This is a genomic window from Micromonospora jinlongensis (assembly GCF_013410645.1).
Taxonomy (GTDB): Bacteria; Actinomycetota; Actinomycetes; order Mycobacteriales; family Micromonosporaceae; genus Micromonospora; species Micromonospora zamorensis.
In genome coordinates, this window is sequence record NZ_JACCHK010000001.1 from 1462149 (window position 1) to 1474999 (window position 12851).

The following is a 12851-nucleotide window of genomic DNA, read 5'->3' on the forward strand; positions in this document are numbered from 1 at the left end:
GTGCGGGTCGGCGGCGCTGGTCGTAGCGTGGTGCGCATGCGAACCACCACGCTGGGCAGCGCAGGTCCCGAGGTCGGCGTCATCGGCCTCGGGTGCATGGGCATGAGCCACGGATACGACATCAGCGGCCCCCGCGACGACGACACCTCGATCTCGGTCATCCACCAGGCGCTCGACCTGGGCGCGACCCTGATCGACACGTCGGACGTGTACGGGCCGTACACCAACGAGGAACTCCTCGGGCGGGCGCTGGCCGGTGGCCACCGGGAGCGTGCCGTTCTGGCGACGAAGGTCGGCCTGGTGGCGACCTCCCCGACCGGCGGTCCCGGCAACTCGCCGAAGATCGGCAACAACGGCCGTCCGGAGCACATCCGCGCGGCGATCGACGACAGTCTGCGCCGGCTCGGCACCGACCACGTCGACCTCTACCAGTTGCACCGCGTCGACCCGGAGGTGCCCATCGAGGACTCCTGGGGCGCGATGGCGGAGGTCGTGGCCGCGGGCAAGGCGCGGCAGATCGGGCTGTCCGAGGTGACGGTGGCCCAGATCGCGCGAGCCCAGGCGGTGCACCCGGTGGCATCGGTGCAGTCCGAGTTGTCGCTGTGGACCCGCGACCCGCTGGCTGAGGTGCTGCCGTACTGCGTCGAGCAGGGCATCGCCTTCCTGCCGTTCTCCCCGCTCGGTCGCGGTTTCCTCGCCGGCCGGTTCACCTCGTTCGACGACCTGCCAGCCGACGACTTCCGCCGTGGCCTGCCGCGTTTCCAGCAGGACGCGCTGCGCGCCAACCTCGCCATCGTCGCCCGGGTCCGGGAGCTCGCGGACCGGGCCGGCGTCACGTCCGCGCAGGTCGCGCTCGCGTGGGTGGTCGCCCAGGGTGACCAGGTCATTCCGATCCCCGGCACCAAGACCCCGAAGTACCTGGCGGACAACTGCGCCGCCGGCGACGTCCGGCTCGGCGCGGAGGACCTGGCCGACCTGGACGCCCTGCCCGCACCCGAGGGCGGTCGCTACTGACAGCCCGGCGGCCCGGCTGCACTCAGTCGGGCCGCCGGACCGCCACGGGCGGGCCGAACCTGACCCCGACACCGGGCGAGTAGAGCACGCTGACCGGCGGGCCGACCGGTGCCGGCAGCCCGGCGGCGGCAACCAGCTCGTCATCGAGGTGCAGCAACTCGGCCCGGTGCAGCGGCCAGCGCGGGTGCCAGTTCGGCAGGTGCAGCGTGCGCCCGTACGCCCTGGTGTGCAGCCCCCAGCGGGCGGTGACGAAATGCTCGAGGGGCGTCGGGTCGCTGACCTGCTCCCCCACCCGCACCACCATCCGGCTCGTCGTGCCCGCCGGACCGGGCCAGCGTCGCCGGCACCGGTAGGTGAGTCGGTCACCGTCGCGGTCCATCCGCATCGACGACCAGAGGTACGGCAGCCGCAGCGTCGCCCGCGCCACCAGCACCGGCACCAGCCGGGACGCGTCGAGCGACCGGAACACGACGGCCCGCCGGCCGAGGTCGTCGACGGAGTAGAGCCGGACGTTGGTCTCCCAGAAGGTGCCGAAGTACGGCACCCCGGGGCCCCGACCGAAGCCCAGCCCGACCATCCGGAAGCCGATCAGCCCGACGTGGCTGACGCCGTCCAGCGTGTCCGGACGGGTTCCGGCCGGCAGCAGCGGTGCGACGAGCGCCGGGTCGACGGCCCAGTGCAGGAAGGTGAGGTCCTCCCAGCGCTGCCCGAGGACCGCCCAGGGGAACGACTGCCGGGGCGAGTGGTCTACCGGTTCGGGGTGCACGGTCTCATCCTGGCCCACGCGGCGGGCCGGCGTGGTCTCAGGCATGCGGACCGACACTGACGGTGCCGATGGTCAGCGAAGCCTTACCCTCCAGGATCTCGCCGACCCGTTCGACCTCCTCCGCCAGCTCCCGCTGCCGGGCGGCGTCGAGCGTCCGCAACGGCTCGACCGTGACGCGGATCGAGCGGCCGGAGCGGCGTTGATGCCACACACCGGCGACCACCCCGTCCACCAGCAGCACCGGATAATTGCCGGCCTGGCCACCGGCGAGCGCCCGCTCGGCGGCGGCACCGGGGAAGAGCCTTTCGCGGGGGTGGCAGCCGACCGCGTACGCGTCGAAGTACGGCAGTAGCCGCAACCCGGACGGCCGGTCGTCGGGAAATTCGGTGTCGTCGGCGGCCACCCAGGCCCGGCTGCCCTCCACCGTCACCTCGGTCAGGTCCAGCGAATTGAACAGCAACGTCGCCCACCCCGGCGCCACCGCCAGCCACCGGGCGAACTGTGCCGGGGTGGCCGGCCCGTACGCGTACAGGTAGCTGCGGACGAGTGCGGCCAGGGCGGCGGGACCGGGCATCGGCGCGAAGTCGGGCAGCCACCGGGTCGGGCTGGTGTACGTGCTGGCCCGACCGCGGTTCGGACCGAAGCAGATCACTCCGCGCCGAGTGGCGGTGGTCATCGCGGCGACCCACCTCGGCCACATGTCCTGGAACGCCTCCATGACCAGGTCACCCGCCCACGGGCCGGTACGGGCGACGATCTCCTCGGTCAGCTCGGCGGTGGTCAGGTCGGCCTCGGCAACCGCGTCGGCGATGGCCGCGAGGACCTGTTCGGTCTGCCGGGCCGTCAGCAGGACCACACTCCGCTCCCAGGACGGGGCCGGCAACGCGGTCAGCGCACCGACCCACATCGGCAGGTCCGCTGCGGCGAGCAGGTGCACGGTGCCGCGCGGCCCACGGGTCTTGACCAGCGTGCGGTCCGTCCACAGCGCCCGGCGCACCAGGGCGCGGGTCGCGCCCGGCGCCCGCAGCCCGATGGACAACTCGGCGGCGGATGCGATCTGGGCGTGCGCGCCGCAGATCGTCGACACCACGTCAGCGACGCGTCCGGCGTCCGGTGCCGCGTCCGCCGCGGGTGTGCCGAGCCGGTGTCGCTGCAGACGTCGGGCGGACACCTGCGCCCAGCTCAGCTCGGTCATCGCAGGCCCCTGAAGAACGCGCGGATGTCCGCCGCGTGCGCCAGCGGCTCGTCCATCGCCACGAAATGGCTGCCCGGGTTGCCCTGCGGCCAGTGGACGATGGTGTTGTCCCGCTCGGCGAGGCGGCGCATCAGCGCGGACCCGCCGCCGTACACACCGGACGGCACCCGCCGCTGGCCGGTGGGCCAGGCGAAACCGCCGTCGTCGGCGACGGTGAGTCGTTCATACATGGGCCACGACGACGTTCCGGACGTGCCGGTGAACCAGTAGAGGCTCACATTGGTGAGCAGATGGTCCCGGTCGATGGCCTGCTCCGGCGTCGGCACCGTCATGGTGAACTCCTTGAACTTCTGCATCATCCAGGCCAGCAACCCGACCGGCGAGTCGTTCCAGGCGTACGAGAACGTCTGCGGGGCCGCTCGCAGCAGGGCGTGATGGTCCACGCCACCGCTCATCCACTGCTGCATCTGCTCCCACTCGGCGCGTTCCGCCGCGGTCATCTCCGGCACGTCGGCGGCGGTCGGAAAGCCGAACCCACCGTCGATGTGTACGCCGACCACCCGCTCCGGCGCCACCGCCGCCACCCGCGGCGCGACGTACGCACCGAGGTCGCCGCCCTGCGTGCCGTAGCGGTGGTAGCCGAGGTTGGCCATCAGCTCGGCCCACATCCGGGCGAGCCGGTCGATCGTGAACCCGGCCGGCGGCGCCTGCGAGAAACCGTAGCCGGGCACCGATGGCACCACCACGTGAAAAGCCTGCGTGGGATCCGCGCCGTGGGCGCGCGGGTCGGCCAGCGGGCCGATCAGCTCGGTGAACTCGACCACGGAGTTCGGCCAGCCGTGCGTCAGCAGCAACGGCAACGCGTCCGGCTCCGGCGAGCGGACGTGCAGCAGGTGCACATCCAAGCCGTCGATCTGCGTGACGAACTGGGGCAGGTCGTTCAGCCGAGCCTCGTGCGCCCGCCAGTCGTAACCGCTCGCCCAGTGTTCGGTCAGCTCACGGAGGTAGTCCACCGGCACCCCACGGCTCCAGCCGGTGCCGGGCAACGAGCGGGGCCACCGGGTTCGGGCGAGCCGGTCACTCAGGTCGTCCAGGTCCGACTGCGGTACGTCAATGCGAAATGGCGTCATGCCGGAAACGCTACGGGCCATATAGGACAGGTGCTGGCACACATCGCTGGCATGCTGGGGCCATGTCCGACTCCTGGGCCTGCTGTCGCTGTTGCAGACGCCGCGCGAGTGGCCCGGCAGCGAACTGGCCACCCGCCTCGGCGTCAGCCTGCGCACCATTCGCCGCGACGTGGAGCGACTGCGCGACCTCGGCTACCCGGTGCAGGCGACGATGGGCGCCATCGGCGGTTACCGCCTGGTTGCCGGCAAGGCGATGCCTCCGCTGTTGCTCGACGACGACGAGGCGGTGGCGATCGCTGTCGGTCTGCGCACCGCCGCCGGTCACGCGGTGGCCGGCATCGAGGAGGCCTCGGTACGAGCACTGACAAAGCTTGAACAGGTGCTGCCGTCCCGGCTACGGCACCGCGTCAGCGCGCTGGGGGCGGCCACCGAACCGCTGCTCACCTGGGCGGGACCAGCGGTCGACCCGGAGGACCTGAGCGCGCTGGCCGGCGCCGTCACCAACCGGGAGCAACTGCGGTTCACCTACCGCCGTCGCGACGGCGGGGACACCGAACGGCTCGTCGAGCCGTACAAGCTGGTGTCGGCGGGTCGGCGCTGGTATCTGGTGGGCTACGACAACCACCGCGACGACTGGCGGATCTTCCGGGTCGACCGGATCACCGACCTGCGGCACACCCGGACCCGGGTCGCCGCCCGGCAACTGCCGTCGTCGGACGCCGCCTCGTTCATGACGGAGAAGCTGCTTGAGCTGACGCCCGTCTACCGGGCGGTGGTGACGCTGTACGCGCCGGTCGAGCGGATGGCGGGCCCGCTCGGTGGCGTCGGCGTCGATCTGGAGCCGATCGACGCGACCTCCTGCCGGTTGCGCAGCAACGCCGACACGCTGGAGTGGCTGGCGTGGCGCCTGCTCACCCTCGGTTGCGACGTGGAGGTGCACGAGCCGCCGGAGTTGATCGCGCACCTGCGTCAGCTCGGCGTCCGGGCCACCCGCGCCGCCAGCCCATCCACAGCGTCGGACGGCCGCCGACCCGGGCAGCGACCCGCCGACCCGCCGTACGCTTGATCGAGCACAAGCGTTTGAATCGGTGCTTCGGGGAGGAAGTGGGCGTGACGCAGAGTGACGCGGAACTGGTCGCGCTCGCGCAGGCGGGAGACGCGGCGGCACTCGGAGCGCTGCTGGCCCGACACGAGGCCGAGATGCGGGCCGTCGCGCTGGGTGTCCTCGGTTACGGACCGGACGCCGAGGACGCGGTGCAGGACGCCATGGTGGTGGCGCTGCGTCGCATCGGCGAGGTTCGCGACCCCGCCGCCGTCGGCGCGTGGCTGCGTGCCATCGTCCGCAACAACAGTCGGATGACGGTGCGCGGGCCCAGAGCCGTCCCGGTCGCCGAACCGGAGTGGTTCGCCCGCCCCGCCGACACACCCACCCCCGAGGAGGCACTGGACCGGGGCGCGATGCGCGACTGGGTGTGGCACGCCATCGGGCAGTTGTCCGAGCCGGACCGGCTGGTCACCCTGTTGCGCTACTTCAGCGACGCGTCGTCGTACGAGCAGATCGCGGCCGTGTGCGGCGTGCCGGTCGGCACCGTCCGCAGCCGCCTCAGCCACGCCCGCCGTGCGCTCGCCGGCGGCCTCCGCGCGGCGGCGACCGCGGCGCACGCCGACGTCACCGCGGCGACCGAATCGCGGTGGCGGGAGGGTCGCGACATGATCGCGGCGGCGATGGGCGGCGACTTCGACCGGGTGGTTCGCGAGAGCTGGTGGCCGGACGCCGAGATGGTCGTGCCGGGCGGCCCGCGCGGCGGTCGTGACCTGGCGATCCAGGGCATGAACCGAGACCTGACCGCAGGGGTACGCCAACAGCTGCGCAACGTGGCGGCCAGCGGCGACGTGCTGATCTGGGAGACCGACCTGATCAGCCCGCCCGACGACCCGGAGCACTGCCCGCCCGCGGCGCTGTGGCTGCAGGTGCTGCGCGAGGGTCGGGTGCGCCGCCTCACCCTCTTCCACCCCGTCCCGGCGCTGGTCTGAAAAACACTTCCCCGACCGAGCGAACTTTTCCCACGGCCCGCGCATCTGGTCCGCGTCATGCGCCAGTTGCCGTGCGGGCATTCGCCGCACGGGTCTCGGAACGGGAGATAGTTCATGGGTTCCACCAGCCACGACGTCAGCGCCCTCGCACCGGGTGCCCACACCTTCACCGTCGACGGCGTCCGGCAGGTCTACCACGTCGCCGGCACCGGCCCGGTCTGCGTGGCGCACTCCGGCGGCCCCGGCATCGAGTGGGCCTACCTGCGGGCGCCGAGCCTGGAAGAGCACTTCACGATGGTGTACGTCGAGCCGGTCGGCACCGGCGCCTCGGGGCGCCTCGACGACCCTGCCGACTACCGTCTCGACACGTACGTCCGGTTCCTGCATGCCGTCGTCGAGCACGTCGACGCACCCCGGGTCCACCTCCTCGGGCACTCGCACGGCGGTTTCGTCGTCCAGCGCTACGCCCTCGCACACCCGGAGCGGGTCGCCGGTCTCGCCCTGTACGACACCTCACCCGTCACCGGCGCCGAGTTCTGGGCCGAGGCGATGGCCGGTCTGGCCGCGTACCCGCAGCGGCACCCGGACCGGCCGGAGGCGGCGGCGGTTCCGGCCGCCTTCGGGCAGATCGGCGCTGCCACGGACGACGAGTCGTTGGGGGCCGCCCTACGCGCCGCCCTCCCGGTGTACTTCGCGGACTTCTGGGGCCGACAGGACGAGTTCGTCCCGTTCCAGGCCGCCGTACGCATCTGGTCGGCGCCGGCCGGCGCGCAGGACCCCACGCCCTTCGACGTCCGGGACAACCTCGGCGAGATCACCGTGCCCGTCGTGGTGATCGTGGGGGCGTACGACTTCATCTGCGGTCCCCGCTGGGCCGAGCAGGCGCACGCGGGCCTCAAGGACTCCCGGCTGGTCGTGCTCGAGCACAGCGGGCACTTCGGGCACATCGAGCAGCCGACGGAGTTCACCGAGGCCGTGGTGGGTCTGCTGAGCCGCTGACCCGGCACCGGCGTCGCAGCCCGAGGTCCGTTCGTCACAGCGGGCAGGCCTCGGGCTGCGCTGGCGTTGCACGGTCATAGGCTGGGCACTTTGGTGCACCGTGACGAAGAGGAGACCGCCGTGAGCCAGACCGAACGGATGGATTCCGTCGACGAGTGGAACGTGGCCGAGGACGACGGGGTCCTGGACGCCTCGGACACCCTGGACGACGACCGCGTCGGCGACCCCCTCGACACCGGCATCGTCGCCGAGGACCACTGGACGGCGGCGAACCGGTTCGGCACCACGCCGGCCGAGGAGCGGGCGGGCGAGTCCCTGGAGCAGTACCTCGCCCAGGAGGTGCCGGATGTCGACCCGTACGCCGAGGACGGCGACGACGAGGACGAGCTGACCCGTCGGGGGTACGAATCCGAGGCGCGCGCCGGCCGTCTTGTCGCGTACGACGAGGGCGTCCGCGAGGACGACGAGGCCGAGTCGGTGGCGTGGGACGCCGGCATCGACGCGGGTGCCGCCAGCGCCGAGGAGGCCGCGATCCACGTGGTCGAGGACCCGGACGGCCCCGGCGACGGCCCGTTGCGCTGACGATCGCCCGACAGCGCCGCGCTCACCATCCGTGGATGGTGAGCGCGGCGGGCGGTTTGCTCAGTGGATGACGACGGGCGTCTTGACCAGCTCGCCCTGCGGGTCGTCGAGCTGCGCCGGCTGACGTCGGCGCGGCAGCAGGGCCGCAGGGATGAACGTGAGCACGACCAGCGCGAACGCGACCCAGAACGTGGTGGCGAACGACTTGGCGGCGAAGTCGAGCCCGCGTTCGATGATCGACGGGTCCACCGGCATCTGCTGGAGCAGCTCCGGCCGCTGCTGGGAGGCGATGGCCAGCCCGGCCTCGGTGACCGGCTTGCCGCTCTCGTCCACCAGGCCGGGGATCGGCCGGGAGCCGTTCAGCTCGTTGGTGAGGATCACCGACATCACGGCGGCGCCGACCGACCCGCCGATCTGCTGGAGGATGTTGACCAGCGTGGAACCGCGTGCCACCTCCTGAGCCTGCAACGTCCGCAACGCCGACGTCATGATCGGCATCATCGTGCCGCCCATGCCCAGGCCCATCACGAACAGCGACCCGCCGAGCAGCCAGTACGAGGTCTGCGGGTCGACCTGGGTGAAGCTGAAGAACCCGACGACGATGAGCCCCAGCGCGAACGGAACGGTACGGCCGATCGGCACCCGGTCGGCCAACGTGCCGGCGATCGGCATGGTGATCATCGCGCCGATGCCCTGCGGGGCCATCAGCAGACCGGCGGCCAGCGTCGTCTCGCCGCGCACCTGGAGGAAGTAGCTCGGGAACAGCAGGCCGGCGCCCATGAACGCGATGATGAACACGAACAGCGTCAGCGACGCGATGGTCAGGCTGCGGTTGCGGAACAGCCGCAGGTCGAGCAGCGGGTGCCGGGGCTTGAACGAGTAGAGCACGAACGCCACCACCAGCGCGCCACCGACGAGCATCGGGGCCCACACCTTGGCCTCGGCGAAGGTGCCCGCCTCCGGCAGCGACGAGACGCCGTAGAGGAAGAGCGCCAGGCCCGGCGAGAGCATGAGCATGCCGACGAAGTCGAACGACTCGGACGGCTCGGGGGCGTCCTTCGGCAGCGCCATCTGCGCGTAGATCAGTGCGACGACGCCGATCGGCAGGTTGATCAGGAAGATCCAGTGCCAGCTCGCGGTGTCGATCAGCCAGCCACCGAGGATCGGGCCACCGATCGGCCCGAGCAGCATCGGGATGCCGAGGACGGCCATCAGTCGGCCGATCCGGTGCGGCCCCGCCGCGCGGGTCATGATGGTCATGCCCAGCGGCATGAGCATGCCGCCGCCGAGGCCCTGAAGCACGCGGTAGCCGATCAGCTCGCCGATCGTGTCGGCCGTGGCGCAGAGCCCCGAACCGATGGTGAACAGGGCCAACGCCACCATGTAGAGGCGTTTCGTGCCGAACCGGTCGGCCGCCCAGCCGCTGAGCGGGATCACGGTGGCCAGGGCCAGGGTGTAGGCGGTCATCGTCCACGCGACGCGGGCGTACGACGCGTCGAACTCGCTCTGGAAGGTGGGCAGCGCCACGCTGACCACCGTCACGTCGAGGATCGACATGATCGCGCCGAGGACGACGACGCCCGCCACCTTGAGCACTGCGGCGTCGAGTTTGTCCGCTGTCGCGACGGATTGCTGTGTCACTGACTCTCCTGAAGTCGATTGAGCCGGCCAATGGTGGGCGGTGGCGGCGATGCCGCGCCGACCAGGCGCGGGGCGCGACGTGCCAGGACGACGACGCGCGCAGGAAGACTAACTGCCGGTTGTGACGATTCGCCGCCGGTTTTCGTGACCGCCGGGCCGCGTATCCGAACGGCCGTCCATTTACAACCACTCGTCGGGGTGGCGACCAACAGCAGAACCACCAGCAGACGGGCAGCGGTCGGGTCAGCCCGGCGAGGGCCAGGGATCGGCTGTGCGGCGGCCACGCGATCACCATCGCCACGACCCCCACCGGCACCGGCGAAGGCGGCAAGGCGCGCACCGGCGGCACGGCCGGCACGGGCGGGCACCGGCGGCACGGGCGGGCACGGCCGGCACGGGCGGGCACCGGCGGCACGGGCGGGCACCGGCGGCACGGGCGGGCACCGGCGGCACGGGCGGGCACCGGCGGCACGGGCGGGCACCGGCGGCACGGGCGGGCACCGGCGGCACCGGCGGGCACCGGCGGCACCGGCGGGCACCGGCGGCACCGGCGGGCACCGGCGGCACCGGCGGGCACCGGCGGCACGGGCGGGCACCGGCGGCACGGGCGGGCACGGCCGGCACGGGCGGGCACCGGCGGCACCGGCGGCACCGGCGGCGCGGGCGGCACGGGCGGGTACGGGCGGGTACGGCGGCGTCGACGGCGTCGAGGGCAGCCCGACCCTTCCACCAGCAGCAACGAGCCGGCCGGGGTCAGGGCGAGAGCAGCGTGCGGATCCTGGTCCCGCGCCCCTCCTCACCTCGGTGGCCGGGTGGAACCAGGGCGTGCTGTGCTGGCCACTCGGTCAGCCTGCTGACCGGGGTGATCGTTCTGTGCTCGTGGTGCTCACGTTCGTCGGTGGTAGTGGTTGCGGCGGGGTAGTTGTTCGGGGTCGAGCCAGGCCGGTGGGACGAATTCGGGGAGGCCGTCGCCTGCCAGGCGCACGGTCCAGTCACTGTGGTGCAGGTGCCGGTGATGGTGGCCGCAGAGCAGGACGGCGTTGGTGAGGCTGGTGTCGCCGCCGTCGGCCCAGTGGTGGATGTGGTGTGCGTCGCACCAGCGCGGTGGTCGATCGCAGCCCGGGAAGGCGCAGCCACGATCACGCAGCACCAGGGCTCGCCGGAGGGGGCCGGTGATGAGGCGGCGTTGCCGGCCGAGGTCGAGTGGCTGGCCGGCTCCGCTGAGGACGGCGGGGAGGATGCCGGCGTCGCAGGCGAGTCGGCGCACGGCCTCGGGGGTGAGGTGCAGGCCGGCGTCGAGGGCTCCGCTGCCCAGTTGCCGGGTCAACCCGTCGTAGCCGGTGGTGACGACGACCTGGGCGGGATCACCGCCGTGCTCGGGCAGCTCGCCGGTGCGCAGGGCGAGGCGGCACACGTCGCTGAGGGCATCGTGCCGACGCTGCCCGGGAGTGCGCTGGTCATCAGGGCCCGACGGTGCGCTGACGGGGTCGATGGCGGCACGGAGCAGCCCGGCGGTCTCGGAGTCGAGGATGCCGGTGAGTCGCAGGCGGCCGTCGGTGAGGGTGGAGAGGGTGAGGTGGCGGTCGCGGGTGGCGCGGCGGGCTTCGGCGTCCAGGGCGGCTTTGGCTGCGGCGTCGGCGATGTCGGGTGCGACGTGGTCGAGGATGCGGGTGCTCAGTTTGCGGAGAAGGGTGGGGTCGAATTGCCCGGCCCACTCGACGAGCACTCCGAGGGCCTTGTCAGCGGCCTCGGGACCGGCGGCGGTCTGCACGGTGTCGATCGTGTCGGTGATGACCCGGGCCTGCTCCACGGTGATGTGGCCATCGGCCAGTGCGTGGCGTACGCCAGGGTTGCCGGTGTCCAGGACGGCGGCGAGGTCGACGAGGCGGCGAGCGGCCGGGATGGTGAGGCGTAACCGTTCGCGGAGCCAGACCGCGGTGGATGAGGCACCCTGCGTGGTGGCGGTGCCCCGGCCGTCGAGCTCACGGACCAGGGCCAGCTTCACCGCCGCGAGACGCTGCTCGATGCGGTACGCGGTGTCGAGCGCGGCGATCAGCTCGCCCTCGGGCAGTGCCCAGATGGCCGTGTCGGCGCAGGCAGCGATGGCATCCTCAGCCTGCGGCAACTCCTCGACCATGACCTGAATCTAGAACACGTGTACGACACTTTCAGTCATCATGATCGATCCACAGCAGGCCCAGCCAGGTCCCTCATCGCCGCCACCGTCTGGCTGCCATGACCGACAGAGGACTTAGTTGCTGCGTTTGCTGACGTCGAGGGCCGCCTGCTCCACTCGCTGGCGGTGGTCCAGCCACCACGACTCGTCCGCGGGGGGCAAATTGTCGTTGCTGGGCAGCAGCCCGGCCGCGCCGTCGATGAGTTCGCGCACGATGTCCGCGTGCCCGGCGTGCCGTTGTGTTTCCGCGATGACGTGCACCAGGACGTGGTGCAACGTGACCGCTGCGTCACCCCACCACGGCACGCGGCCGACGTCGTCCAGTGCCAGGGCTTCGATGGTGGTGTCGGCGTGGGCGATAGCGCGACGGTACACCCCGACGATCTCCTCGCGGGTCTCATCCGCGGTCGCCCACATGTCGGCATTGGTCTCCGCTCCGTCGCCGACGTACGGCAGCTCCTGGTCGGACGGTCGGCCGAACACGACACCGAAGTAGAGGATCTCCATGGCCGCCGCGTGCTTCACCAGACCGAGCAGGTTGGTCGCGGTCGGGGTCAACGGACGCCGAATATCGTATTCGCCGAGCCCGTCGAGCTTCCACAGCAGCGTGTCGCGGCCGCCCCTCAAATAACTGTGCAGGTCTGCCTTCATCGCGGCACTATGGCATCCGGCCGGGTGTCGGCGCCGCCCCGGACGATCCGCGGAGCTCATGCCCGGCAGGACAGGACGCCTAGGCGTGTTCTGCCGATCTTGGCGCGGCGAGACGGAACCTCAGAGGGTTAGGGTGTCGATGTGACGACTGCACGGCCGCTCGACAGCGAGGAACTCGCGAGCACGGCTCCGGAACGTGAGCTTCTGGAAGCCTTCATCGATGCGTACCGCGATGTCATCATCGCCAAGCTCCGAGGGTTGTCGGAGGATGACGCCCGCCGGAGCCTGGTGCCCTCGCTCACCACGCTCATCGGTCTCGTCAAACACGCCGCCGCTGTTGAGCGGAACTGGTTCCAGCACTGCCTGGGACAGCAGCCGCGTGAAGAGATCACTGGTAACTCGTTCGGTGACGACGCCAGTTGGCAGGTCGGCTCGGATGAGACGGTCGCAGACGTCATCGCGGAGTACGCCGCGGTCTGTGATCGATCGAGGCAGATCGCAGCCGGCTTCGCCCTCGACGACACTGTGCCTCATCCCCGCCTGGGCAGGGTGTCACTGCGCTACATCTACGTGCACATGATCCGTGAGTTGGCACGGCACTGCGGCCAAGCCGACGTTCTCCGGGAGCAGATCGACGGCACGACCGGCGACTAACGTGCATCC

At 71.6% G+C, this 12851-nt stretch carries 12 protein-coding genes; 6 read left to right on the forward strand and 6 right to left on the reverse strand.

Annotated features, from left to right (window positions below):
• The first annotated feature begins 36 nt into the window (after nucleotides 1-36).
• On the forward strand, nucleotides 37-1014 hold the full coding sequence (locus tag HNR22_RS06225) for an aldo/keto reductase (RefSeq protein WP_179779500.1): 978 nt from the start codon (nucleotides 37-39) through the stop codon (nucleotides 1012-1014).
• A 22-nt stretch (nucleotides 1015-1036) separates the two neighbouring features.
• Here the strand turns inward: HNR22_RS06225 and HNR22_RS06230 are convergent, their stop codons facing one another.
• The 3 genes from HNR22_RS06230 to HNR22_RS06240 are packed head-to-tail and all read right to left on the reverse strand — an operon-like array spanning nucleotide 1037 to nucleotide 4105.
• Entirely contained in the window at nucleotides 1037-1825 is a 789-nt protein-coding gene (locus HNR22_RS06230) for a YqjF family protein (RefSeq protein WP_218906214.1), read from the reverse strand.
• Complete coding sequence (locus tag HNR22_RS06235; RefSeq protein ID WP_179779501.1) at nucleotides 1818-2975, reverse strand: winged helix DNA-binding domain-containing protein; 1158 nt, start codon at nucleotides 2973-2975, stop codon at nucleotides 1818-1820. Before HNR22_RS06235 ends, HNR22_RS06230 begins: the two co-directional genes overlap by 8 nt.
• Complete coding sequence (locus HNR22_RS06240) at nucleotides 2972-4105, reverse strand: epoxide hydrolase family protein (RefSeq protein WP_179779502.1); 1134 nt, start codon at nucleotides 4103-4105, stop codon at nucleotides 2972-2974. Before HNR22_RS06240 ends, HNR22_RS06235 begins: the two co-directional genes overlap by 4 nt.
• 91 nt (nucleotides 4106-4196) lie before the next feature.
• On the opposite strand from HNR22_RS06240, the gene HNR22_RS06245 reads away from it, so the two are divergent.
• The 4 genes from HNR22_RS06245 (at nucleotide 4197) to HNR22_RS06260 (ending at nucleotide 7720) form a co-directional block, all read left to right on the forward strand.
• Entirely contained in the window at nucleotides 4197-5171 is a 975-nt protein-coding gene (locus tag HNR22_RS06245) for a helix-turn-helix transcriptional regulator (protein WP_246380698.1), read from the forward strand.
• 44 nt (nucleotides 5172-5215) lie between these two features.
• On the forward strand, nucleotides 5216-6139 hold the full coding sequence (locus HNR22_RS06250) for a sigma-70 family RNA polymerase sigma factor (protein ID WP_179779503.1): 924 nt from the start codon (nucleotides 5216-5218) through the stop codon (nucleotides 6137-6139).
• A 114-nt stretch (nucleotides 6140-6253) separates the two neighbouring features.
• A complete protein-coding gene (locus HNR22_RS06255; RefSeq protein ID WP_179779504.1) occupies nucleotides 6254-7138 on the forward strand; it encodes an alpha/beta fold hydrolase in 885 nt (294 codons plus the stop codon).
• A 120-nt stretch (nucleotides 7139-7258) separates the two neighbouring features.
• Complete coding sequence (locus HNR22_RS06260; RefSeq protein ID WP_343059703.1) at nucleotides 7259-7720, forward strand: DUF5709 domain-containing protein; 462 nt, start codon at nucleotides 7259-7261, stop codon at nucleotides 7718-7720.
• 60 nt (nucleotides 7721-7780) lie between these two features.
• Here HNR22_RS06260 and HNR22_RS06265 read toward each other — a convergent pair whose 3' ends face one another.
• From HNR22_RS06265 to HNR22_RS06275, 3 genes are all read right to left on the reverse strand, one after another.
• Nucleotides 7781-9361, reverse strand: a complete 1581-nt coding sequence (locus HNR22_RS06265; RefSeq protein ID WP_179779505.1) for a DHA2 family efflux MFS transporter permease subunit — start codon at nucleotides 9359-9361, stop codon at nucleotides 7781-7783.
• A gap of 886 nt (nucleotides 9362-10247) precedes the next feature.
• Nucleotides 10248-11498: an HNH endonuclease signature motif containing protein gene (locus tag HNR22_RS06270; RefSeq protein ID WP_179779506.1), complete on the reverse strand. Its 1251-nt coding sequence runs from the start codon at nucleotides 11496-11498 to the stop codon at nucleotides 10248-10250.
• Between the two features lie 114 nt (nucleotides 11499-11612).
• Entirely contained in the window at nucleotides 11613-12188 is a 576-nt protein-coding gene (locus HNR22_RS06275) for a DinB family protein (protein WP_179779507.1), read from the reverse strand.
• Nucleotides 12189-12329: 141 nt separating this feature from the next.
• Here HNR22_RS06275 and HNR22_RS06280 point away from each other — a divergent pair, with 141 nt between their 5' ends.
• Entirely contained in the window at nucleotides 12330-12842 is a 513-nt protein-coding gene (locus tag HNR22_RS06280) for a mycothiol transferase (protein ID WP_179779508.1), read from the forward strand.
• The last annotated feature ends 9 nt before the right edge of the window (nucleotides 12843-12851 follow it).